Source organism: Pseudomonas sp. Z003-0.4C(8344-21) (genome assembly GCF_900104975.1).
Classification (GTDB): Bacteria; Pseudomonadota; Gammaproteobacteria; order Pseudomonadales; family Pseudomonadaceae; genus Aquipseudomonas; species Aquipseudomonas granadensis.
In genome coordinates, this window is the sequence record NZ_LT629756.1 from 5891795 (window position 1) to 5915920 (window position 24126).

Genomic DNA, 24126 nt, shown 5'->3' on the forward strand with positions numbered 1-24126 from the left:
CCCTTGTAGGAGTGAGCCTGCTCGCGATAGCGGTGAGTCAGTCGTTGAAAGTGCTGGCTGACCCACCGCTATCGCGAGCAGGCTCACTCCTACATTTGATCGGCGTTCGACATACGATCGCGGAAACAAAAACGCCCGGCATCTGCCGGGCGTTTTTTATTGGCACGCGATCACTCGTGATACTGCGCCGACAGCTCATGCACCGCGCGCAAAAATGCGCCGGCATGTTCCGGGTCAACCTCTGGCGTGATGCCGTGGCCAAGGTTGAACACATGCCCGCTGCCCTTGCCGTAGCTGGCCAGGATACGCCCGACTTCGGTGCGGATCGCTTCCGGTTTGGCGTAGAGCACGGTCGGGTCCATGTTGCCTTGCAGCGCGACCTTGTCGCCGACACGGGCGCGGGCATTGCCGATGTCGCAGGTCCAGTCCAGACCGAGGGCGTCGGCGCCGGCCTCGGCGATGCTCTCCAGCCACAGGCCGCCGTTTTTGGTGAAAAGGATCACCGGCACCTTGCGGCCATCGTTCTCGCGGATCAGGCCGCTGACGATTTTCTTCATGTAGGCCAGGGAAAATTCCTGATAGGCAGCCGCGGACAGGTTGCCGCCCCAGGTATCGAAGATCTGCACCGCTTGCGCACCGGCCATGATCTGGCCGTTGAGGTACGAGGTCACCGACTGCGCCAGTTTGTCCAGCAGCAGGTGCATGGCTTGCGGGTTGTCGTAGAGCATCGCTTTGGTCTTGCGGAAGTCCTTCGACGAACCGCCTTCGACCATGTAGGTCGCCAGGGTCCACGGGCTGCCGGAGAAGCCGATCAGCGGTACGCGGCCGTTGAGTTCGCGGCGGATGGTGCTGACCGCGTCCATCACATAGCCAAGATCCTTATGCGGATCAGGGATCGGCAGGGCTTCGATGTCGGCCATCGTGCTGACGACTTTCTTGAAGCGCGGACCTTCACCGGTCTCGAAGTACAGGCCCTGGCCCATGGCGTCGGGGATGGTGAGGATGTCGGAAAACAGGATCGCCGCGTCCAGTTGCGGATAGCGGTCGAGCGGTTGCATCGTGACTTCGCAGGCGAATTGCGGATTCATGCACAGGCTCATGAAGTCGCCGGCGTGGGCGCGGCTGGCGCGGTACTCCGGCAGATAGCGACCGGCCTGGCGCATCATCCACACAGGGGTGACGTCAACGGGTTGCTTGAGCAGGGCGCGGAGGAAGCGGTCGTTCTTCAGGGCAGTCATGTCGGCATCCGGAAAAAAAGTGCGGGCATTTTCTCAGAGCGCGAGGCAAAAGGCACGGATGTGGGTCAGCCTTTTGTCTATCGGGTCAATTTATCGCGTTGGAACACTGACTTTGCAACACAACAAAACACTGTGGGAGCTGGCTTGCCAGCGATGCAGACAACTCGGTTCGTCAGGTAAACCAAGGTGATGCTATCGCTGGCAAGCCAGCTCCCACAGGTATTGCATTGCAGTCAGCCGGACGGGTTTAGACGCCCAGGTAATCGAGGATCCCTTCAGCCGCATTGCGCCCTTCGAAGATCGCTGTCACCACCAGGTCGGAACCGCGCACCATGTCGCCACCCGCAAAGATTTTCGGGTTGCTGGTCTGGTGCTTGTACTGGCCTTGCTCAGGCGCAACGACGCGGCCCTGGCTGTCGGTCTGGATTTCGAACTGTTCGAACCACGGCGCCGGGCTCGGACGGAAGCCGAAGGCGATGACCACGGCGTCGGCCGGGATGATCTCTTCGGAACCGGGGATCGGCTCGGGGCTGCGACGGCCACGGGCGTCCGGTTCGCCGAGACGGGTCTCGACCACTTTCACGCCCTCGACCTTGTCTTCACCAACGATGGCGATCGGCTGGCGGTTGTAGAGGAATTTCACGCCTTCTTCCTTGGCGTTCTTCACCTCTTTGCGCGAGCCGGGCATGTTCGCTTCGTCACGACGATAAGCGCAGGTCACCGACTTGGCGCCCTGGCGGATCGAGGTGCGGTTGCAGTCCATCGCCGTGTCGCCGCCGCCGAGAACCACGACTTTTTTGCCTTTCATGTCGACGAAATCTTCCGGCGACTTTTCAAAGCCCAGGTTGCGATTGACGTTGGCAATCAGGAAGTCCAGCGCGTCGTAAACGCCCGGCAGATCTTCACCGGCAAAACCACCCTTCATGTAGGTGTAGGTCCCCATGCCCATGAACACCGCATCGTATTCGCCGAGCAGTTGCTCCATGGTCACGTCTGTGCCGACTTCGGTATTCAGCCGGAACTCGATGCCCATGCCGGTGAAGACTTCGCGGCGATTGCTCAGCACGGTCTTTTCCAGCTTGAACTCGGGGATGCCGAAGGTCAGCAGACCGCCGATTTCCGGGTTCTTGTCGAACACCACCGGCGTCACGCCACCACGCACCAGCACGTCGGCACAGCCCAGACCCGCCGGGCCCGCGCCGATGATCGCGACACGTTTGCCGGTCGGTTTGACCTTGGACATGTCCGGGCGCCAGCCCATGGCGAACGCGGTGTCGGTGATGTACTTCTCGACCGAACCAATGGTCACCGCGCCGAAACCGTCGTTGAGGGTGCACGCACCTTCGCACAGACGATCCTGCGGGCAAACCCGGCCACAGACTTCCGGCAGGGTGTTGGTCTGGTGCGACAGCTCGGCGGCCTGAAGGATGTTGCCCTCGGCTACCAGCTTCAGCCAGTTGGGAATGAAGTTGTGCACCGGGCACTTCCATTCGCAATACGGGTTGCCGCAACCCAGGCAGCGGTGGGCCTGGTCGGCCGACTGCTGGGGTTTGAACGGTTCGTAGATTTCGACGAACTCTTTCTTGCGTTGACGCAACAGTTTCTTCTTCGGATCCTTGCGCCCGACATCGATGAATTGGAAGTCGTTATTGAGACGTTCGGCCATCTTCAAAACCTCGTACACGACAGCTTCAAGCTACAAGCTTCAAGCTGCAAGAAAATCAAATTAATCCGCCTCACCGCGCAAGCTTCTAGCTTGTCGCTTGAAGCTTGCAGCTGCTTCACTGTGGGCTTGCCCGCGTACTGGAGAGCAGAGATTTCAGACTCGCCGCCTTAGGTTTGACCAGCCAGAAACGACGCAGATAGTCATCGAGGTTTTCGGCGAGTTCACGACCCCATTCGCTGTCGGTTTCGGCGACGTACTCGTTCAGCACGTTCTGCAGGTGGCTGCGATAGGCTTCCATCGCCTCGCCGCTGATCCGCTGGATTTCCACCAGTTCGTGGTTGACCCGGTCAACGAAGGTGTTGTCCTGATCGAGCACGTAGGCGAAACCACCGGTCATGCCTGAGCCGAAGTTGTAACCGGTCTTGCCCAGTACGCAGACGAAACCACCGGTCATGTACTCGCAGCAGTGATCGCCAGTGCCTTCCACGACGGTGTGGGCACCGGAGTTACGCACGGCGAAACGCTCGCCCGCGGTGCCAGCGGCGAATAGCTTGCCGCCGGTGGCGCCGTACAGGCAGGTGTTGCCGATGATGGCGCTTTCCTGAGTTTTGTAGACGCTGCCCTTGGGCGGCACGATGGTCAGCTTGCCACCGGTCATGCCTTTGCCGACGTAGTCGTTGGCGTCGCCTTCGAGGTACATGTTCAGACCGCCAGCGTTCCACACGCCGAAGCTCTGACCGGCCGTGCCTTTGAAACGGAAGGTGATCGGCGCTTTCGCCATGCCCTGGTTGCCGTGCTTGCGGGCGATTTCGCCGGAGATCCGCGCACCGATCGAACGGTCGCAGTTGCAGATGTCCAGGTCGAACTCGGCGCCGCTCATGTCGTTGATCGCCGACGATGCCATCTCGACCATTTTCTCGGCCAGCAGGCCCTGGTCGAACGGCGGGTTGCGCTCAACCCCACAGAACTGCGGTTTGTCGGCCGGGATGTGATCGCTGCCCAACAGCGGCGTCAGGTCCAGGTGGTTTTGCTTGGCGGTCTGGCCTTCGAGGATTTCCAGCAGATCGGTGCGACCGATCAGCTCTTCCAGCGAGCGCACGCCGAGCTTGGCCAGCCACTCACGGGTTTCTTCGGCGACGTAGGTGAAGAAATTCACCACCATTTCGACGGTACCGATGTAGTGATCCTTGCGCAGCTTCTCGTTCTGAGTGGCGACGCCGGTGGCGCAGTTGTTCAGGTGGCAGATACGCAGGTATTTGCAGCCCAGCGCAATCATTGGCGCGGTGCCGAAGCCGAAGCTTTCGGCGCCGAGGATCGCAGCCTTGATCACGTCGAGGCCGGTTTTCAGGCCGCCGTCGGTCTGCACCCGGACCTTGCCGCGCAAGTCGTTGCCACGCAGGGTCTGGTGGGTTTCAGCGAGACCAAGCTCCCACGGTGCGCCAGCGTATTTGATCGAGGTCAGCGGCGAGGCACCAGTGCCACCGTCGTAGCCGGAGATGGTAATCAAGTCCGCATAGGCCTTGGCCACACCGGCAGCGATAGTGCCGACGCCCGCTTCTGCTACGAGTTTCACCGAAACCAGCGCCTGCGGGTTGACCTGCTTGAGGTCGAAAATCAGCTGCGACAAGTCTTCGATCGAATAGATGTCGTGGTGCGGCGGCGGCGAAATCAGGGTCACGCCCGGCACTGCATAACGCAGCTTGGCGATCAGCCCGTTGACCTTGCCGCCCGGCAGTTGCCCGCCCTCGCCCGGCTTGGCCCCCTGGGCAACCTTGATCTGCAGCACTTCGGCGTTGACCAGGTATTCCGGGGTCACGCCGAAACGGCCAGTGGCAACCTGCTTGATTTTCGAGCTCTTGATGGTGCCGTAACGCGCCGGGTCTTCACCGCCTTCGCCGGAGTTGGAACGCGCACCCAGGCGGTTCATGGCTTCGGCCAAGGCTTCGTGAGCTTCCGGCGACAGCGCGCCCAGCGAGATACCGGCGGAGTCGAAGCGCTTGAGCACCGATTCCAGCGGCTCGATTTCGCTGATGTCCAGCGGCGTATCGAGGGTCTTGACCTTGAACAGGTCGCGGATCATCGACACCGGGCGGTTGTCGACCAGCGAGGTGTATTGCTTGAACTTGGCGTAGTCGCCCTGCTGCACGGCGGCTTGCAACGTGTTGACCACGTCCGGGTTGTAGGCGTGATATTCGCCACCGTGGACGAACTTCAGCAGACCGCCCTGCTGGATCGGCTTGCGCGGACTCCAGGCTTCGACGGCCAGCGCTTTCTGCTCGGCTTCGATGTCGACGAAACGCGCACCCTTGATCCGGCTCGGCACGCCACGGAAGCTCAGGTCGCAGACTTCTTCGGACAGGCCGATGGCCTCGAACAGCTGCGCACCACGGTACGAAGCGATGGTCGAAATGCCCATCTTCGACAGGATCTTCAGCAGGCCTTTGGTGATGCCTTTGCGGTAGTTCTTGAACACCTCGTAGAGGTCGCCCAGCACTTCACCGGTACGGATCAGGTCGCCCAGCACTTCGTAGGCCAGGAACGGGTACACCGCCGAGGCGCCGAAACCGATCAGCACCGCAAAGTGGTGCGGATCGCGCGCGGTGGCAGTTTCAACAAGGATGTTGGAATCGCAACGCAGGCCTTTTTCAGTCAGGCGGTGGTGTACCGCGCCGGTCGCCAGGGATGCGTGGATCGGCAGTTTGCCCGGGGCGATATGGCGGTCGCTCAGGACGATCTGGGTACGCCCGGCGCGCACGGCTTCTTCAGCCTGATCGGCAACGTTACGGATCGCCGCTTCGAGGCCGAGGCTTTCGTCGTAGTTGAGGTCGATGATCGCCCGTTCGAAACCCGGACGGTCGAGGTTCATCAACGAGCGCCACTTGGCCGGGGAAATGACCGGCGAGCTGAGGATCACCCGCGAGGCGTGTTCCGGCGACTCCTGGAAAATGTTGCGCTCGGCTCCGAGGCAGATTTCCAGCGACATCACGATCGCTTCACGCAGCGGGTCGATCGGCGGGTTGGTCACTTGGGCGAACTGCTGGCGGAAATAGTCGTACGGCGTGCGCACACGCTGCGACAGCACGGCCATTGGCGTGTCGTCGCCCATCGAGCCCACGGCTTCGTAGCCTTGTTCGCCGAGCGGGCGCAATACCTGATCGCGCTCTTCGAACGTGACCTGATACATCTTCATGTACTGCTTGAGCTGATCGACGTCGTAGAACGCCGAACCGTGGTCGTTGTCTTCCATGGTCGCCTGAATGCGCAGGGCATTCTTGCGCAGCCATTGCTTGTACGGATGACGGGATTTCAGACGGTTGTCGATCGCATCGGTGTCGAGGATCTGCCCGGTTTCGGTGTCCACGGCAAAGATCTGACCCGGGCCAACGCGGCCCTTGGCGAGCACGTCTTCAGGCTGGTAGTTCCACACACCGATTTCCGACGCGAGGGTGATGAAACCATTTTTGGTGGTAACCCAGCGTGCCGGACGCAGACCGTTACGGTCGAGCAGGCACACCGCGTAGCGACCGTCGGTCATGACCACGCCGGCCGGGCCGTCCCACGGCTCCATGTGCATCGAGTTGTACTCGTAGAACGCACGCAGATCCGGGTCCATGGTTTCGACGTTCTGCCACGCAGGCGGAATGATCATCCGCACGCCACGGAACAGGTCGATGCCACCGGTGACCATCAGTTCGAGCATGTTGTCCATGCTCGAGGAGTCGGAACCGACACGGTTGACCAGCGGGCCGAGCTCTTCCAGATCCATCAGATCGTTGCTGAACTTGGTCCGACGGGCCTGCGCCCAGTTGCGGTTACCGGTGATGGTGTTGATCTCGCCGTTGTGCGCGAGGAAGCGGAACGGCTGCGCCAGCGGCCATTTCGGCAGGGTGTTTGTGGAGAAGCGCTGGTGGAACACGCAGATCGCGGTTTGTAGACGCTCGTCACTCAGGTCTGGATAGAACGCGGCCAGATCGGCCGGCATCATCAGGCCTTTATAGATGATGGTCTTGTGCGAAAAGCTGCAGATGTAGTGATCGGTGTCGGCGGCATTGGCCACCGACGAACGGCGACGGGCGCTGAACAGCTTCACGGCCATGTCCTGATCGCTCAGGCCTTCGCCACCGATGTAGACCTGCTCGATCTGCGGCAGGCGCTCAAGGGCCAGACGACCGAGGACGCTGGTGTCGATCGGCACTTTGCGCCAGCCGATCAGTTGCAGGCCTTCAGCGAGGATCTCGCGGTTCATGTTCTCGCGAGCGGCTTCGGCCTTGGCCGGATCCTGGTTGAAGAACACCATGCCCACAGCATATTGCTTGGGCAACTCGACGCTGAAGGTTTCCTGGGCAATGGCTCGCAGGAACGCATCAGGCTTTTGTATCAGCAGACCGCAACCGTCACCGGTCTTGCCGTCGGCATTAATCCCACCGCGGTGGGTCATGCAGGTCAGGGCCTCGATGGCCGTTTGCAAAAGGGTATGACTGGGCTCGCCCTGCATATGGGCTATCAGGCCGAAACCGCAGTTATCCTTGAATTCATCTGGTTGGTACAGACCTGCTTTCATAGACACTTTCTCACCAGGCTGCCTCTATTCGAGGCAAATTTCTTTTCAATTCAACCACTTGCGTACCGCGCCGAACGTACGCCGGCTTCGCGGGGGCAAAAGGGTGGTCATTGTACACAGCGACACAGAGGCTCACAAATTTGACGACGAACTGTCGCAAATTCATGTCGCATTTGTGAAAGGTTTAAAGCGATCTGCTGTGCTAGTCAAAACTTTTTTAAATTATGACTGCAACGACTCAAAGACTACTGTGACGCAGACACCAAAAGGCACGCATCCTTTTCAGAAAGCGCGCACTTATGGAGATTTTGAGGTGCCGGGAGAGGCGGCCTGGGTAAGGCCGCCGAATCTTCAGCGAGTTGTTGCCAGTTCCTGTTGGACGCTGGCGACAGTGCGAGGCCAAGGTTTACCAGCCTGAACCTTCGCTGGCAAGGCCTTGATGGCAGAAACGGCCGCATCACGATTGGCAAAATTGCCATAGGTGATCACATACAGCGGCTTGCCGTTGAGAACCTTCTTGAAATAACGGTACTCGCCGCCCTGCTCCTTGACGAAGTTCTGCGCGGCGGTTTCCGAGCTGGTGCCGAGGATCTGCACCACGTAGTTGCCGGTCGGCTGACCGGCGTACCAGCTGCCACCGGCAGCCTTGGCGACGGTCACAGGCTTCTCGGCCGGTTTCGCCGCAGCGACCGGTTTGGCCGGTGCTGGCGCCGGTTTGGCGACTGGCGCGGCCGGTGCTGGCGCCGGTTTGGCGACTGGCGCGGCCGGAGCAGGCTTGGCCGTGGCGACTTGCGTCGGGGCTGGCGTCGGCTTGGCGGCTGGCAACGGCACCGGAGTCGGCGCAGGACCGGCCGGCACACCGGCTGGCGGCGCGGAGGTGGTCACGGTCGGCGGGGTATCACTGGAGCCTTCCAGCGGCACGCCGTCGTCGCCTTCGGTGATGCCACCGGCCGCTTCGGCCAACGGCCCGCGCATAACCGGTTGCGAGTTGCCGACCAACGGCAGCGGCATCGGCTGGGTGTTGCCGGCGAATTCGACGTTGGGTGCCGCGCCATTGGCGGGCGCCTGACCCAGAGGCAACTGCGCCTGTTCATTGGCTGGCGCGCCGGTGGTCGGCGCCTTGTTGCGACCCGGCATCAGCCAGGCGGCAGCGACCGCGACCACCACGACGGCGGAAATCGCCAATACGTGTTTCTTCGGCATGTTGAACCCCATACTTGGACGCTTCACCGCGGAGCGGCTGGCAATCATGACTTCGATCAGAGCATCGCGAGCGACCTGGTTGATGTTGCCCGGCCAACCCTCGGAGCTTTCGTGAATATCAGAGATCTGATCCGCGGTGAAAAGTTCGACACCCCGGCCCGCGCCTTCGAGCCGCTGGTCGAGATATTCGCGGGTTTCTTCTTCGGTGTACGGCTGCAGTTCGATGACGTGGAAACGCTCTTCTTCAAGCTGCAACGCCTCAAGTTGAGCGATCAGCGACGACTCGCCGAACAGGAAAACATGCGGACGCCCTTCTGGCGTGCCGGCACCCAGCGCCATCAGCGCTTCGAGAGCGGATTCGTCAAGCTGCTCGGCGTCGTCCACCAGCAGATAGACTTCCTGACCGGTCAGGGCGAGCTGGACGACCTGTTCGAGAATCGCACCGACCTCAGCCTGGGCGACATCCAGCGCCTGCGCGACCTGGCGCAGCACACCGACAGCATCGCCGGCGCCACGGGCGGAAACCACCACGCTCTGCACCGACTGTTTGTTGGTGCTGGCGACCAGCGCCTGACGCAGCAAGGTCTTGCCGCTGCCCTGCGGGCCGGTGACCACCAGCAGCAACTGGCTGTAGCGCGCCAGATGATGCAGTTGACCGAGCACCGGTTTGCGCTGGGCCGGGAAAAATTTGAAGCCTGGCACCCGCGGCGCGAACGGGTCGTGACTTAACTGGAAATGGCCGAGAAACGCCTCGTCGGCATGCAAACTAGTCATCGGAATCTTATTAACCTTTAAGCTGAGCCAGGGCGCGGTAGTCCGCTCCCAGCGTGGCCTGTAGAACCTCTTTCGGATAATCGTCGGTCACGACCGCTTCGCCCATCCGGCGCAGCAGCACCAGGCGCAGACGACCGTCGATCACTTTTTTGTCGATTGCCATGTGTTGCAGAAAATCCGCTTCGCGCATTTCTTCAGGCGGAATCACCGGCAGACCGGCGCGCTGGAACAGACGAATACCGCGATCGCGCTCCTGCTCGCTGATCCAGCCAAGCCGCGCGGACATCTCCAGCGCCATTACGGTGCCAGCCGCGACCGCTTCACCATGCAGCCACACACCATAGCCCATATGAGTCTCGATGGCGTGCCCGAAGGTATGGCCGAGGTTGAGCGTGGCGCGCACGCCAGTTTCCTTTTCATCGGCGCCGACTACCGCAGCCTTGGCCGCGCAGGAGCGTTCGATAGCGTAGGTCAGGGCTTTCTGGTCCAGCGCGCGCAGGGCGTCGACATTGTCTTCGAGCCAGGTCAGGAACGGCTCATCGCAGATCAGACCGTATTTGATGACTTCGGCCAGACCTGCGGAAAGCTCGCGCGCCGGCAGGGTTTTCAGCGACGCGGTATCGATCAGCACCACGTTCGGCTGATAGAACGCGCCGACCATGTTCTTGCCCAGCGGATGGTTGATGCCGGTCTTGCCGCCCACCGACGAATCGACCTGGGACAACAGCGTGGTCGGAATCTGGATGAAGTCGACGCCGCGCTGATAGCAGGCTGCGGCGAAACCGGCCATGTCGCCGATCACACCGCCGCCCAGAGCGATGACGGTGGTGCGGCGGTCATGCCGAGCGGTCAGCAGACCGTCGAAGATCAACTGCAGGGTTTCCCAGTTCTTGAACGCTTCGCCGTCCGGCAGCACCACGGAAATCACCGAGTACTGCGCCAGGCTGCGGGTCAGACGTTCGAGATAGAGCGGCGCAACAGTCTCATTGGAGATGATTGCCACTTGCCGCCCGTGGATGTGCGGCGCCAGCAGTTCGGGTTGATCCAGCAAACCTTCGCCAATATGAATCGGGTAGCTGCGCTCGCCCAGGTCGACCTTGAGTGTCTGCATGTGTCCCCACAGTGAAGATGGAAGCAGGCGTCCTGCCCTGAATTATCGGTTATCTGTGGCCTGTAGCGGGTGTGACGCCGCTTGCCGGTCATCCGCCACACCTCGGCAGGCTGTGACAGGACGCCGAGGATAGCGCATTTCGCGCGCGGCTTTAACGGGGCGGAAGCTGGGCCAGGCGGTCGAGAATATCGAGCACCACCATGCGCGGCGGCCGTTCGTCGGTTTCCACCACCAGATCGGCAATTTCCCGATAAAGCGGATCGCGGATCGCCAACAGGTCACGCAGGGTTTTCGCCGGATCGGCGGTGCGCAGCAACGGCCGGTTGCGATCGCGCGAGGTGCGGCCGACCTGCTGTTCGACGGACGCGTGCAGGTACACCACTCGCCCGCCCTCGAACAGGGCCTTGCGATTGGCATCACGCATTACTGCGCCACCGCCGGTCGCCAGCACCACGCCGTCGAACGCGCACAGCTCGGCGATCATCGCCTGCTCACGGTCGCGAAAGCCGGGCTCGCCTTCCTTGTCGAAGATCCATGGGATATTGGCACCCGTGCGCAGCTCAATTTCCTTGTCGGAATCCTTGAACGGCAGGCGCAGCTCTTTGGCCAGCAATCGGCCGATGGTGCTTTTGCCAGCACCCATCGGTCCTACAAGTATCAAATTTCGCACAGAATCAACGACTCACAGCAATCGCCTGGTTATTCATGATACGCGGAGTGAGAAATACCAGCAGCTCGGATTTTTTCTCCGAAACCACATCACGCCGGAAAAGGCGGCCAAGATACGGCACATCGCCAAGAAATGGCACCTTATCTACAACCTTGCTCTGAGTATTTGAAAAAACACCGCCAATCACGATGGTTTCGCCGTCATTGACCAGCACCTTGGCGTTGACCTCGTTTTTCTTGATCGGCGGCACATCCTGCACTTTGTTCAGGTAATCCGGCTCATCCTTGGTGACCTTGACCTCCATGATGATGCGGTTGTCCGGGGTGATCTGCGGCGTGACCTCCAGCGACAGCGAGGCCTCCTTGAACGACACCGAAGTCGCGCCACTGGAGCTGGCTTCCTGATAGGGAATTTCCGTGCCTTTGAGGATCTTCGCGGTTTCCTTGTCAGAGGTGACCACTTTCGGTTGCGAGACGATTTCGCCGTTGCCGGTCTTCTCCATCGCCGTCAGCTCAAGGTCAAGCAGCACGTTGTCGGTGATGAAGGCGATGCCGATCCCGGAAGTATTGTTGACAGTGCCCATGTCGACGAACGGCGAGTTGGTGCTGGTGCTCCCCGGCGTGCCGATGGTGGAAGATGAACCGTTGACCCCGGACGCGTTCCAGTTGCCCTTGTTCTGCACTGAACCGCCCCAGCGCACGCCCAGACTCTTGTCGTAATCGACGTTGGCCTCGACGATGCGCGCCTCGATCATCACCTGACGCACCGGAATATCCAGTTGCGCCACGATCCGCCGCAGTTCGTCGAGGCGATCCTGGGTCTGGTAGGCAATGATATTGTTGGTCCGCTCATCCACGGTGATCGAACCGCGCTCATCGATTTTCGCTTCGGCGCTGGTCACCGACTGGAACAGCTTGGCGATGTCCGCCGCCTTCGCATAATTCACCTGCAACAGTTCACGACGCAGCGGCGCCAGCTCGGCAATCTGCTTCTGCGACTCGAGTTCCTGGCGTTCGCGGGCAGCGATCTCATCGGCCGGCGCGACCAGCAGCACATTGCCGATCTTGCGTTTATCCAGCCCCTTGGTTTTCAGCACCAGATCCAGCGCCTGATCCCACGGTACGTTTTGCAGGCGCAAGGTGATGCCGCCCTGCACCGTATCGCTGGCCACCAGATTGAGGTTGGTGAAGTCGGCGATCAGTTGTAGCACCGAGCGCACATCGATGTCCTGGAAATTCAGCGAGAGTTTTTCGCCAATGTAGGCCTGACGTTCGGCGTTGCGCTTTTGCAGGTCATCGACACTCATCGGGCGGACGCTGACGGTCAGTTTGTTGTCGGTCTGAAAGGTCGAATAGTCGTAGGTGCCGCTGGGCTCGACGGTGATCACCGTGCGATCACCACTGACGGCGGCATTGACGAATTGCACCGGGGTGGCGAAATCCTTGACGTCAAGGCGCACCCGCAGCTTCTCCGGCAGCTGTGTGCGGGCGAAGCTGAGGATGATTTTGCCGTCGTGCTCCTGGATATCCGGGGCGATGGTCGGGTCGGACAGATCAATGACGACGTTACCCTCACCCTCGGTGCCGCGCTGAAAGTCGACGCCACGAATGCTGCGGTTTTTCGGCACGAATGCCTTGGCCGCTGGCGCAGCTGCCGTGCTCGTGCGGGGCGCAACGGCGGCGGGACGCGAGGCAGGCGCCGGTGCACCCTGGCCGACCACAACGAACAGAGTATTGCCCTCGATGCGCGTGGTGTAAGGCGCAAGCTGGGTGAGGCTGACGATCAGCCGCGTGCGGTCCTTGGCCTCGACCACCGTGGCGGTACGCGCATTGCCGCTGCCCAGATCCAGATTCTTGTTGCTCAATTGACTGGCGACACCGGGCAGATCCACCGCGATGCGCGCCGGTGATTCCGTGGTATAGCCCTTGGGCGCCGGTGGCGGGCCATCGAACGACAGCTTCAGTTCGACGCGGTCACCCGGCAGCGCCGCCACATCCAGCGCTTTCAGGTTGGCCGCGTTTACCATCGGCGACATCAGCGCTATCCATAGCGAAAAACCGAGGGTGGAGAAAATCCTGTTCATTGTTCGACTTCCACTATGAGTGCTCTTTCAAAGGAATGGTGCGCGGCCGCTCGAGCCAGGCGCCCTGCCCGTCGGGCACGATTTCGACGACGTCGACCTGTGTCGCGCTGATGGCGACGATGCGCCCGTCGTTGCGCCCCAGGTAATCGCCCACTTTCAACCGATGCACCCCGCCCGCCCCGCGCAGCAGCGCGAACGAGCCCGAAGCATTGGCAATCGTGCCGACCATCTCGAACTGCTCGATGTTGAAACCTTCCAGGTATTGCTTGACCCGGTTGGGGTCGGGCTTGATGTTGCGCGAGCCGTGTTTGCGCCCGGCCAGATCAACCCGCACCTGAGGTGAAAACGGACTGCGCAGGTTGGCTGCGCTGTAAGTGAATGTCGGGTAAGACCGGAATGTCGGCGTTGGTTCAATCTTGCCGGCCGGCCGCAGGCGCACTTCATTCATGTAGGCGTCGAGATCACTGAAGTCGTCGCTGCCACCACACCCGCCCAAAGCGAGCAGCGTCATCGCCCACGCCATGTAACGAATCGGGGTCATTTCTGCAGCCCCTTGTCGTTATAGCGGTACGTCTTGGCGAGGATGCTCATGCGCAGCTTCGGCCCGCCTTCCTTGTTGGCGGGTGCGAGATCGAAATCGTGAAGGGTAACGATGCGCGGCAATCCGGCTACACCGCTGACGAACGTGGCGAGGTCGTGGTAAGCGCCGGTAACGGTGATCTGGATCGGCAGCTCGATATAGAACGGCTGGGTGACTTCCGGCAGCAACTTGATCTCTTCGAATTCCAGGCCGCTGCCCAGGCCAGTGCGGGTGATGTCTTCGAGCAGGCCCGGCACTTCGGTGTCGCTGGGCAACTGCCGCAACAACTCGCCGAAGGTATTTTCCATCTCCTTCATCTGCTGGGTGTACAGCTCGAGATTGGCCGACAGGCGCGCCTTGCTGGCGAACTGTTCCTTGAGCGTCAGCTCCTCCTCCCGCTTGAGGTCGTGTTGATTCTCCAGGTCGCTGAGAAAAAAGTTATAGCCCAGCGCCAATACCAGCACCATCAACAGCGCGCCGGCAATGAACTTCACCGCCGCCGGCCAGGAACCGATGTTGCTGGTGTCGAGGTCGTTGAAATCGACGCTGCGCAGGCTTTCCAGCCATTCGGACGGCTTCATTGGTCGTCCTCGGCAGTCTTGGGCCGGGTCTGGCGCACGGTCAGCTCAAAGGTGTTGGCCTGATCGACTTGTCCGGCAGTAGTGGCTTTGACTTCGTTGAGGCTCGGCGCATCGAACCAGTCCGATGCTTCCAGGTTGCGCATCAGGTCGGAGACGCGATTATTGGATTGCGCAGCGCCGCTGATCGACAGGGCTTTGCCAGCCATTTTCACTTCGGTGAAATACACACCGTCCGGCAGCGAGCGCGCCAACTGGTCGAAGATTCGCCCGCTGATCTGCCGGTTGCCCTGCAAGTCCTGGATGATGCGCATGCGCTCGACCAACTGCTGGCGGCGTGCCTTGAGTTCGCTGATCTGCTTGATCCGCTCGTCGACCACGGCGATCTGCTTGCTGATGTAGTCATTGCGCGCCACTTGCCGGTCGATGGCGGCACTGATGATCTGATCGGCAATCAGCACCGCACCGATCGAACCGACGAGCACGCCGGTCAATGCCAGCAGAAAGCGTTTGCGCCGTTCCTCGCGACGCTCTTCGCGCCAGGGTAAAAGGTTGATCCGCGCCATCAGTCGAAACTCCTGAGCGCGAGCCCGCAGGCGATCATCAATGCCGGCGCATCGCTGGCCAGCGCACCGGCATTGACCTTGCTGCTTAAAGACATATCGGCAAACGGGTTGGCCACTTGCGTTGGCGTGTTCAGGCGCTGCTCGATCAAGCGATCCAGACCCGGCACCGAGGCTGTGCCGCCCGCCAGCAGGATGTGATCGACAGCGTTGTATTGCCCGGAGGCGAAGAAGAACTGCAGCGAGCGTGACACCTGCTGCACCAGCGCCTCGCGAAACGGCTGCAGGACTTCACTGACGTAATCATCGGGCAGACCGCCCTGTTTTTTCGCCAGCCCGGCCTGCTCGACGGTCAGGCCGTAACGCCGCTGAATTTCCTCGGTCAATTGCCGACCGCCGAACAATTGCTCGCGGGTGTAGATGATTTTGCCGTTGTGCAGGACGCTGAGGGTGGTCATCGTCGCGCCGATGTCGACCACGGCCACGGTCAGGCGCTCCTGGGATGCCGCCAGTTGCGTCGCCAGCAAAGCGTATGAGCGTTCCAGCGCGTAAGCTTCGACGTCCACCACGCGCGCCGTCAGCCCGGCCAGGGCCAACGCCGCCTCGCGCACTTCGACGTTTTCCTTGCGACAGGCCGCCAGCAGGACATTGACTCGTTCGGGATTGCGCGGCGACACGCCCTGGACTTCGAAGTCGATGGCGACTTCGTCCAGCGGATAGGGAATGTATTGGTCGGCCTCGATCTTCAGCTGATTTTCCAGCTCGTCGTCGGAAAGCCCGGCGTCCATTTCGATGACCTTGGTGATCACCGCCGAGCCGGCCACCGCCACCGCCACGCCCTTGAGCCCGGTGCGCGCCTTGCTCAGCACGCGACTGAGGGCCTGGCCGACGCCTTCGAGTTCGGCGATGTTCTTTTCGACCACCGCGCTGGCCGGCAAGGGCTCGACGGCGTAGGCCTCGACCCGGTAGCGCTCGCCCTGACGGCTCAATTCCAGCAGCTTCACTGACGTGGAGCTGATGTCGATCCCCAGTAATGTATTGGCTTTTTTATTGAAGAGTCCCAGCACTACCAATTCCCTATGACTTTCCGTGAGTTACGGACTCTGTAATACGCATTGCGTTCCTTCACCCCGTCTTGACAGAAGCGCAAATGACGCCCCCTGCGGAAAAGTGCTTATAATGCCCAGCGTTTTTTTCCGCTTTTTACTGCCCGCGCGGACCGTTCTGTGTGTTACCGGAACCCCGTCGCCAAATTCATTCTTTGCTCTGGATGTCCAAAAGCCTTGATTCGTCTGCTGAAATTTTTCGGTTGGTCCATCGTCGCCGTTTTCTGCGGACTGCTATTAGGTCTCAGCGGCGCGTTTCTTTACCTTAGTCCGGGTTTGCCGTCTGTGGAGGCTCTGCGAAGCATTCAGTTGCAGATTCCGCTTCGCGTCTACAGCAGCGATGACAAGTTGATCGCAGAGTTTGGCGAAATGCGCCGCACACCGATCCGTTTCGCCGACATTCCGCCCAATTTCATTAATGCGTTACTAAGTGCTGAAGACGACAATTTCGCCAACCATTACGGCGTCGATCCGAGCAGTCTGATGCGCGCCGCAACGCAACTGGTCAAAAGCGGGCACATCCAGTCTGGCGGCAGCACCATCACCATGCAGGTGGCGAAGAACTTCTTCCTCACCAGCGAACGCAGCTTCTCGCGTAAAACCACGGAAATTCTTCTGGCCCTGCAGATCGAACGGCAGCTGACCAAGGACGAGATCCTCGAGCTGTACGTCAACAAGATCTATCTGGGCAACCGCGCCTATGGCATCGAGGCAGCGGCGCAGGTGTATTACGGCAAATCGATTCGCGACGTCAGCCTGGCGCAGATGGCGATGATCGCCGGCCTGCCGAAAGCCCCGTCGCGCTTCAACCCGCTGGCCAACCCGGCGCGCAGCAAAGAGCGCCGTGACTGGATCCTCGGGCGCATGTACAAGCTCGGCAAGATCACCGAGGCCGATTACACCGCTGCGATCAACGAGCCGCTGAATGCCAGCTACCACGTACCGACCCCGGAAGTGAACGCGCCGTACATTGCTGAAATGGCCCGCGCCGAAATGGTTGGCCGCTACGGCAGCGACGCCTACACCGAGGGTTTCCGCGTCACTACCACGGTGCCGAGCAACCTGCAGGAAATGGCCAACACCGCGCTGCACGAAGGCTTGATGACCTACGACCAGCGCCACGGCTACCGCGGCCCTGAGTCGCGCCTGCCGGGCAAGACCCGCGAAGCCTGGGCCAGCGAACTGACCAAGCAACGCACCATCAGCAGTCTGGAACCGGCAATCGTCACCCAGGTCGACAAGAACGGTCTGCAAGTGCTGACCCGTACCGGCGAAGAACATGTCGCCTGGGACACCATGAAGTGGGCGCGACCATTCCTCAACACCAACAGCATGGGCGCCAATCCGCGTCAGCCGGCGGACGTCGCGCAGGTCGGCGATCTGATTCGTGTGCAGCGCCAGAAAGACAATTCGCTGAAGTTCAGCCAGATCCCGCAGGCGCAAGGTGCGCTGGTGTCGCTGGATCCGCAGAACGGCGCGATCCGTTCGCTGGTCGGTGGTTTTGCGTTCGAGCAGAGCAACTACAACCGCGCCATGCAGGCCAAGCGTCAGCCGGGTTCGAGCTTCAAACCGTTCGTCTACAGCGCCGCACTGGATAGTGGCTACACCGCTGCAACCCTGGTCAACGATGCGCCGATCGTGTTCGTCGACGAGTACCTGGACAAGGTCTGGCGTCCGAAGAACGACACCAACACCTTCCTCGGTCCGATCCGTCTGCGCGAGGCGCTGTACAAGTCGCGTAACCTGGTATCGATCCGCCTGCTGCAGGCGATGGGCGTGGGTAAAACCATCGATTACATCACCCGCTTCGGCTTCAACAAGCAGGACCTGCCGCCGAACCTGTCGCTGGCACTGGGTACCGCAACCCTGACGCCGATGGAGATTGCCACCGGCTGGAGTACCTTCGCCAACGGCGGTTACAAGATCACCCCGTACATCATCGACAAGATCGAAAGCCGCAACGGTGACACGCTGTTCGTGGCCAACCCGCCGACTGTTCCGCAAGGTGGCTCGGCGACGGACGGTATCGCCGCGCCGGACACCGAGTCGTTCACAGTCAATGCCGCACCGGCTCCCGGCGAAGCGCCAGGCAATCAGGCAGTGCCTCAAGCGCCAGCCGTGGCCGAGCGGATTGTTGATGGTCGTACTACCTACATCCTCAACAGCATGCTGCAGGACGTGATCAAGCTCGGCACCGGCCGCCGCGCCCTCGCCATGGGCCGTAGCGACATCGCTGGCAAGACCGGTACCACCAACGAATCGAAAGATGCGTGGTTTTCGGGTTACAACGCCGATTACGTGACCACGGTGTGGACCGGTTTCGACCAGCCGGAAAGCCTCGGCCGCCGCGAGTTCGGCGGCACTGTGGCGCTGCCGATCTGGATGAATTACATGTCGGCCGCACTGAAGGACAAGCCACCGCATGTCCAGCCAGAACCGGAAGGCATCCTCAGCCTGCGCGTGGACCCGGTCAGTGGCCGTGCAGCGTCGCCGAGCACACCGGGCGCGTACTTCGAGCTGTTCAAGGCTGAGGACTCCCCACCGTCGATGAATGAGCTGGGCAACGGCGTCGTACCGGGCAGCCCGCTACCGGCGGATGAACAGGCGCCGATCGATTTGTTCTGATCCGGCAGCCATTGAAAAGCCCCGCCTTCGTGAGAAGTGCGGGGCTTTTTATTGCCCGAAGATCAAGAGCCCCTCACCCTAACCCTCCCGAAACGTCGGACCGCCCGTAGGGAGAGGGGACTGATCGGGGGATGCTTGGGGAGCTACATCGACCTGAAAGTGTTGTGCCGAATCCATAATCGACACCACTCTCTCAGGTCGATGAAGGGCGCCGAACACCTCGGTCAATCCCCTCTCCCTCTGGGAGAGGGCTAGGGTGAGGGTCCTTGTCGATATGAAATGCGATCCTGGAACTCCCGAAAACAAAAAAAGCCCCGACTCTCACAAGTCGGGGCTTTCGTTTGAAGCGCTACAACGGCTTAGCCGTTGAACACGTCATCCACGCTTTTCAGCGGGTAGTTCTTCGGATACGGCAGAGTTGCCACACCGGTCTCGATCGCCGCTTTGGCCACTGCGTCGGAGATCAGGGTGATCAGGCGCTTGTCCATTGGCTTCGGAATGATGTACTCACGGCCGAATTCCAGCGGAGCACCACCGTAGGCATCGCAGACGTCCTGTGGCACCGGCAGCTTGGCCAGTTCGCGCAGGGCGTTGGCGGCCGCGACTTTCATTTCTTCGTTGATGCGCTTGGCGCGAACGTCCAGGGCACCGCGGAAGATGAACGGGAAGCCCAGCACGTTGTTGACCTGGTTCGGGTAGTCCGAACGGCCGGTGGCCATGATCACGTCGCTACGGGTGGCGTGAGCCAGCTCCGGGGAGATTTCCGGGTCCGGGTTGGAGCAGGCGAACACGATCGGGTTCGGTGCCATCGACAGCAGGCCTTCAGCGCTCAGCAGGTTCGGGCCGGACAGACCGACGAACACGTCAGCGCCTGCCAGTGCGTCAGCCAGGCTGCGCTTCTCAGTGGCGTGGGCGAACACGGCTTTGTACTGGTTCAGGTCGTCACGGCCGGAGTGGATCACGCCGGTACGGTCAACCATGAAGATGTTTTCGATGCGCGCGCCCATGCTCACCAGCAATTTCATGCAGGAGATGGCCGCAGCGCCGGCGCCCAGGCAGACGATCTTCGCTTCTGGCAGGGTTTTGCCAGCGATTTCCAAGGCGTTGATCATGCCGGCCGCGGTAACGATCGCGGTGCCGTGCTGATCATCGTGGAATACCGGAATGTCGCATTGTTCGATCAGCGCGCGCTCGATCTCAAAGCACTCTGGTGCCTTGATGTCTTCGAGGTTGATGCCGCCGAAGGTGATGGAGATGCGCTTGACCGTGTCGATGAAGGCTTGCGGGCTTTCCGAGTCGACTTCGATGTCGAACACGTCGATACCGGCGAAGCGCTTGAAGAGCACGCCCTTGCCTTCCATCACGGGCTTGGAAGCCAATGGGCCGAGGTTGCCCAGGCCGAGAATCGCGGTGCCATCGGAAATCACTGCAACCAGGTTGCCCTTGCCGGTGTACTTGTAGGCCAGTTCGGGATCGCGGGCGATCTCACGCACTGGTTCAGCTACGCCGGGGCTGTACGCCAGCGACAGGTCGCGAGCGGTAGCAGTGGCCTTGGTGAGCTCGACACTCAGCTTCCCCGGACGAGGATTGGCGTGATATTCGAGAGCGGCAGTTTTCAGATCAGACATTTTGGCATTCCGCTTTTTACTGTTGGACAGACTGGTCAGCGAGGATACGCGCCTCGCAAAGTCCCCACAAGACTGGGCAGTCACCACTGTCAAGCGCCCTGCCCTACGACTTTGGGCCAAGAGCCACGGCGCACAAGGGCTGGACTGTTCACAATCGATGCGAAAAATGTCTACAATTTTTCTTCAGCGCGAACCCTGCAGCATCGAAGGATCGGTCAATGGCAACAGCCAGCGCGCCTGCCCCGACTGCAAACCGCCGCGCCGCGAGCGATCAACGATCCAGCCGCGCGCCTCGATCTGCTGGCCTTTCAGCGCCTGCAAGCGGGCATTGTCGAATTGTCCGACCAGATTGGGTGCAACGCGCAGTACAAGCGCGTCCTGCAACTCGATCCAGATTCCACCGCGATTGCGCTGCACCTTGCTCACCCGCCCGCTGACCACGGCGAAGCCGGAACGCTGAATCTGTTGTGCTTTGAGTACCGGCGGTTGCCGCCAGACGCCGCGCCCAGCCTGCCGCGCCGAGGTTTCGGCGGCCTGCTGACACGCAACCAGATCGACGTTCGGCGCAACGGCCACCTGAAAACCGAGGCCATCGGCAAGCATTTGCGCTTCGAGATTGGCGCCACTGTCGCTGTAGACATGCGCGAGCGTGCGGCCGTAGTGGTCCTTTCCCTGCCGTCCGGGACGCAAGCCGACACGCCCGCCGCTGTCCGCCACCAGCGCTTCGAGGCGTTTGCGCGCGGCCACGGCGAACGGTTCGTCGCTGCGCCCCTGCTTGCCCAGCTCCGGCGTATTGAGGCCGATCATCCGCACGCTGCGACCATCGCTCAGGCGCAGCGTGTCGCCATCGACCACCCGCTGCACGCTGACGCTGATCATCCCGGTGGGGGTTGGACAGAACGCCTGTGCGGCGGACAGCCAAATCGCAGACACAAAAAAGGCGCCCGCAAGGGACGCCTTTTTCATCAGTCTGGAGAAGTCGATACGACTTTCCAAAATGATCAGCCTCAGGCTTTTTTGCCGACGCCGAAAGTAGCGAAACGGTCTGCGAACTTCTGCACGCGGCCGCCGGTGTCCAGAGTCTTCTGCTTACCGGTGTAGAACGGGTGGCATTCGTTGCAAACGTCGATCGCCAGGGCTTTGCCGTAGGTCGAACGAGTTTCGAACTTGTTACCGCAGCTGCAGGTAACAGCGATTTCCGGGTAGTTCGGATGGATTTCGGCTTTCATGGTGTCTTCCTCAGGCTAGCGTGCCGCCACCCAACACTATTGTTGAATACCGCACGTAATTAGGCCGCGGATTCTACCAGACCTTTTCAATCGCGCAAGCTGTCACCGAGACCGACCGTCTGCTAGGCTCCCGGCCCAACACGCTATCCACTGTAGGAGTGAGCCTGCTCGCGATAGCGGTACATCAGTCGACATAAATGTTGAATGACGAACCACTATCGCGAGCAGGCTCACTCCTACAGGGTTATGCGCTGAGTCCTACCGCCCTGATAGAGATCCCCCCGCGTGCCCGACGCCATTCTGCGCCTTGCCTTGCCTTCGCCCCTGCGCCGCCTGTTCGATTACCGGGCGCCGGCCGGGGTGCGGCGCGAGCAATTGCAGCCGGGCATGCGCCTGCGGGTGCCGTTCGGGCGGCGCGAGATGATCGGGATTCTGGTCGAGGTCGCGGATACCAGCGAAGTGCCGGTGGAAAAACTCAAACCGGCGCTGGCCCTGCTCGATACCACCGCGCCACTGCCGCCGGCGCTGTTCAAGCTGTGTCTGTGGACGTCGCAGTACTACCAGCACAGCCTCGGCGACACCTTGAGCTGGGCGTTGCCGGTGCTGCTGCGTCAGGGCGAACTGGCCGAGGCCCGTCAGGAGCGTTTCTGGTCGGCGGCCCCCGGCGCCAGCCTCGATGATCCGCGCATCGCTCGTGCCCCGCGCCAGCGAGAAGCCCTGGCAACGCTGGCCCAGCATCCGCACGGTGTCGCCCATCAGTTGCTGAGCAAACTGATGCTGAGCAAGGACAGCCTCGACCTGCTGCTGGCCAAGGGTCTGGTGCAAGTGGAAATCCGCCGCCACCTCCCCGGCGCGCGCCATGAACACTGGCTGGCGCAACCGGAACTGCCGCTCAACAGCGAACAACGCGCGGCGTATGAAGCCATCCGCGCCGGTTTCGACAGTTATCACGCGTTTTTGCTGGCCGGGGTTACCGGCAGCGGCAAGACCGAAGTCTATTTGCAGCTGATCCGTGAAACCCTCGAGGCCGGCAAACAGGCGCTGGTGCTGATCCCGGAGATCAACCTCGGTCCACAGACTCTGGCGCGCTTCGAACAGCGTTTCAATGCACGCATCGCCCTGGTGCACTCGGCGGTCAACGATCGTGAACGCCTCGACGCCTGGCTCGCTGCCCGCGATGGCGAGGCCGACATTATTATCGGCACCCGCTCGGCGCTGTTTACGCCGATGAAAAACCCGGGGCTGATCATCATCGATGAAGAGCACGACGGCTCTTATAAACAGCAGGAAGGCTTGCGTTACCACGCCCGTGATCTGGCGCTGGTGCGAGCACGTCAGGAGAACATCCCGATCGTGCTCGGCTCGGCCACGCCGTCGCTGGAAAGCCTGCACAACGCCTACACCGGGCGTTACGGCCTGTTGCGCCTGAACGAGCGCGCTGGCGGCGCCAAACAGCCGCGCTTTCTGCGCCTGGACGTGAAAAGCCGGCCGCTGGACAGCGGCATTTCCGGGCCGATGCAACAAGCCATCGGCCAGACCCTCGCCAACGGCCAGCAGGTGCTGGTGTTCCTCAACCGCCGCGGTTTTGCCCCGACCTTGCTCTGCCACGATTGCGGCTGGATGTCCGAGTGTTCGCGCTGCGATGCGCGGATGACCGTGCACCAGCGCTACGGTGAGTTGCGCTGCCACCATTGCGGCAACGTCGAACGCACGCCGCGCCAGTGCCCGAAGTGCAACAAGGTCGACTTGCGCCCGGTGGGTGCCGGTACCGAGCGTGCTGAGGAACGCCTGGCGATTCTGTTCCCGGATTACCCGGTGCTGCGCGTCGATCGCGACAGCACCTCGCGCAAGGATGCGATGAATCAGCTGTTCGCGACGATTCAAAAGGGCCAGCCGTGCATCCTCGTCGGCACGCAAATGTTGGCCAAGGGTCACCATTTTCCACGGGTGACGCTGGTGTCGATCCTCGACGCCGACGGCGGCCTGTTCTCCGGCGACTTCCGCGCCAGCGAGCGCATGGCGCAGTTGATTGTTCAGGTCGCAGGTCGGGCGGGACGGGCGGAAGAGCCGGGCAAAGTGATCATTCAGACGCACCTGGCCGATCATCCCTTATTGGTGCAACTGACTGAGCAGGGTTATTTCGCCTTTGCCGAACAGGCGTTGAGCGAGCGCCGCGCCGCCGGACTGCCGCCGTTCGCCCATCTGGCGCTGTTGCGCGCCGAAGCGCACAAACCTGGACAGGCTGAAGGGTTTCTTGATGAAGCCTGCAGCGAGGCTGAGCGCTTGCTCGGCGAACTGAATCTGAGCGGCATCGAACTGCTCGGGCCGGTGCCGGCGCCGATGGAACGTCGCGCCGGGCGTTATCGCGCGCAATTGTTGTTGCAGGCAACGGCACGGGCACCGCTGCATCGGTTGCTGGCCAGTTGGTTGCTCGCGCTGGAGCAGATGCCGAGCGGGCGGGCGGTGCGCTGGTCGCTGGATGTCGATCCCGTCGACTTGTACTGATTGATC

The 24126-nt window shown here is 61.3% G+C and carries 16 protein-coding genes; 2 read left to right on the forward strand and 14 right to left on the reverse strand.

The genetic code is table 11. From position 1 onward, the window contains the following. Positions 1 to 170 precede the first annotated feature (170 nt). The 11 genes from hemE to BLU24_RS26530 form a co-directional block, all read right to left on the reverse strand. Positions 171 to 1238, reverse strand: coding sequence for a uroporphyrinogen decarboxylase (gene hemE, locus BLU24_RS26475; RefSeq protein ID WP_093105744.1), 1068 nt, complete (start codon positions 1236 to 1238; stop codon positions 171 to 173). Between the two features lie 247 nt (positions 1239 to 1485). Then, positions 1486 to 2904 (reverse strand): FAD-dependent oxidoreductase, encoded by a 1419-nt coding sequence (locus BLU24_RS26480; RefSeq protein ID WP_093106982.1) that lies wholly within the window; start codon positions 2902 to 2904, stop codon positions 1486 to 1488. A gap of 115 nt (positions 2905 to 3019) precedes the next feature. After that, positions 3020 to 7465 (reverse strand): glutamate synthase large subunit, encoded by a 4446-nt coding sequence (gene gltB / locus BLU24_RS26485; RefSeq protein WP_093105749.1) that lies wholly within the window; start codon positions 7463 to 7465, stop codon positions 3020 to 3022. A 351-nt stretch (positions 7466 to 7816) separates the two neighbouring features. Further along, positions 7817 to 9442 (reverse strand): AAA family ATPase, encoded by a 1626-nt coding sequence (locus BLU24_RS26495; RefSeq protein WP_093105754.1) that lies wholly within the window; start codon positions 9440 to 9442, stop codon positions 7817 to 7819. Between the two features lie 10 nt (positions 9443 to 9452). After that, entirely contained in the window at positions 9453 to 10553 is a 1101-nt protein-coding gene (gene aroB, locus BLU24_RS26500) for a 3-dehydroquinate synthase (RefSeq protein ID WP_090280436.1), read from the reverse strand. Positions 10554 to 10704: 151 nt separating this feature from the next. Then, positions 10705 to 11223 (reverse strand): shikimate kinase AroK, encoded by a 519-nt coding sequence (gene aroK / locus BLU24_RS26505; RefSeq protein WP_090280433.1) that lies wholly within the window; start codon positions 11221 to 11223, stop codon positions 10705 to 10707. A gap of 4 nt (positions 11224 to 11227) precedes the next feature. Continuing rightward, positions 11228 to 13306 carry a type IV pilus secretin PilQ gene (gene pilQ, locus BLU24_RS26510; protein ID WP_093105759.1) on the reverse strand — a complete coding sequence of 693 codons (2079 nt, stop codon included), beginning with the start codon at positions 13304 to 13306 and terminating at the stop codon, positions 11228 to 11230. Positions 13307 to 13319: 13 nt separating this feature from the next. Next, the gene (locus BLU24_RS26515; RefSeq protein ID WP_093105763.1) at positions 13320 to 13847 is read right to left on the reverse strand and encodes a pilus assembly protein PilP; all 528 of its coding nucleotides are present in this window, start codon (positions 13845 to 13847) and stop codon (positions 13320 to 13322) included. Beyond that, on the reverse strand, positions 13844 to 14467 hold the full coding sequence (pilO, locus tag BLU24_RS26520) for a type 4a pilus biogenesis protein PilO (protein ID WP_090280425.1): 624 nt from the start codon (positions 14465 to 14467) through the stop codon (positions 13844 to 13846). The genes BLU24_RS26515 and pilO overlap by 4 nt, the downstream gene beginning before the upstream one ends. Then, positions 14464 to 15030 carry a PilN domain-containing protein gene (locus tag BLU24_RS26525; RefSeq protein ID WP_093105768.1) on the reverse strand — a complete coding sequence of 189 codons (567 nt, stop codon included), beginning with the start codon at positions 15028 to 15030 and terminating at the stop codon, positions 14464 to 14466. Before BLU24_RS26525 ends, pilO begins: the two co-directional genes overlap by 4 nt. Continuing rightward, positions 15030 to 16094, reverse strand: coding sequence for a pilus assembly protein PilM (locus tag BLU24_RS26530; RefSeq protein WP_093105773.1), 1065 nt, complete (start codon positions 16092 to 16094; stop codon positions 15030 to 15032). The genes BLU24_RS26525 and BLU24_RS26530 overlap by 1 nt, the downstream gene beginning before the upstream one ends. 219 nt (positions 16095 to 16313) lie before the next feature. On the opposite strand from BLU24_RS26530, the gene BLU24_RS26535 reads away from it, so the two are divergent. Then, positions 16314 to 18758: a penicillin-binding protein 1A gene (locus BLU24_RS26535; RefSeq protein ID WP_418951636.1), complete on the forward strand. Its 2445-nt coding sequence runs from the start codon at positions 16314 to 16316 to the stop codon at positions 18756 to 18758. A 359-nt stretch (positions 18759 to 19117) separates the two neighbouring features. Here BLU24_RS26535 and BLU24_RS26540 read toward each other — a convergent pair whose 3' ends face one another. The 3 genes from BLU24_RS26540 to rpmE all read right to left on the reverse strand — a co-directional run bounded on the left by BLU24_RS26540 (position 19118) and on the right by rpmE (position 21615). Continuing rightward, complete coding sequence (locus BLU24_RS26540) at positions 19118 to 20386, reverse strand: malic enzyme-like NAD(P)-binding protein (RefSeq protein ID WP_093105782.1); 1269 nt, start codon at positions 20384 to 20386, stop codon at positions 19118 to 19120. Positions 20387 to 20569: 183 nt separating this feature from the next. Next, on the reverse strand, positions 20570 to 21352 hold the full coding sequence (locus BLU24_RS26545; RefSeq protein ID WP_172833353.1) for a thermonuclease family protein: 783 nt from the start codon (positions 21350 to 21352) through the stop codon (positions 20570 to 20572). 41 nt (positions 21353 to 21393) lie between these two features. Next, positions 21394 to 21615: a 50S ribosomal protein L31 gene (rpmE, locus tag BLU24_RS26550; RefSeq protein WP_016772055.1), complete on the reverse strand. Its 222-nt coding sequence runs from the start codon at positions 21613 to 21615 to the stop codon at positions 21394 to 21396. 285 nt (positions 21616 to 21900) lie between these two features. Between rpmE and BLU24_RS26555 the strand changes: the two genes are divergently transcribed. Next, on the forward strand, positions 21901 to 24120 hold the full coding sequence (locus BLU24_RS26555; protein WP_093105787.1) for a primosomal protein N': 2220 nt from the start codon (positions 21901 to 21903) through the stop codon (positions 24118 to 24120). The last annotated feature ends 6 nt before the right edge of the window (positions 24121 to 24126 follow it).

What these genes read in the sequence shown, in the direction of transcription:
- gltB (WP_093105749.1), bottom strand. Translation starts at nt 7,465, where the DNA reads ATGAAAGCAGGTCTGTACCAACCAGATGAATTCAAGGATAACTGCGGT.
- BLU24_RS26545 (WP_172833353.1), bottom strand. Translation starts at nt 21,352, where the DNA reads ATGAAAAAGGCGTCCCTTGCGGGCGCCTTTTTTGTGTCTGCGATTTGG.
- hemE (WP_093105744.1), bottom strand. Translation starts at nt 1,238, where the DNA reads ATGACTGCCCTGAAGAACGACCGCTTCCTCCGCGCCCTGCTCAAGCAA.
- rpmE (WP_016772055.1), bottom strand. Translation starts at nt 21,615, where the DNA reads ATGAAAGCCGAAATCCATCCGAACTACCCGGAAATCGCTGTTACCTGC.
- aroB (WP_090280436.1), bottom strand. Translation starts at nt 10,553, where the DNA reads ATGCAGACACTCAAGGTCGACCTGGGCGAGCGCAGCTACCCGATTCAT.
- BLU24_RS26495 (WP_093105754.1), bottom strand. Translation starts at nt 9,442, where the DNA reads ATGACTAGTTTGCATGCCGACGAGGCGTTTCTCGGCCATTTCCAGTTA.
- pilO (WP_090280425.1), bottom strand. Translation starts at nt 14,467, where the DNA reads ATGAAGCCGTCCGAATGGCTGGAAAGCCTGCGCAGCGTCGATTTCAAC.
- BLU24_RS26540 (WP_093105782.1), bottom strand. Translation starts at nt 20,386, where the DNA reads ATGTCTGATCTGAAAACTGCCGCTCTCGAATATCACGCCAATCCTCGT.
- BLU24_RS26515 (WP_093105763.1), bottom strand. Translation starts at nt 13,847, where the DNA reads ATGACCCCGATTCGTTACATGGCGTGGGCGATGACGCTGCTCGCTTTG.
- BLU24_RS26480 (WP_093106982.1), bottom strand. Translation starts at nt 2,904, where the DNA reads ATGGCCGAACGTCTCAATAACGACTTCCAATTCATCGATGTCGGGCGC.
- BLU24_RS26525 (WP_093105768.1), bottom strand. Translation starts at nt 15,030, where the DNA reads ATGGCGCGGATCAACCTTTTACCCTGGCGCGAAGAGCGTCGCGAGGAA.
- pilQ (WP_093105759.1), bottom strand. Translation starts at nt 13,306, where the DNA reads ATGAACAGGATTTTCTCCACCCTCGGTTTTTCGCTATGGATAGCGCTG.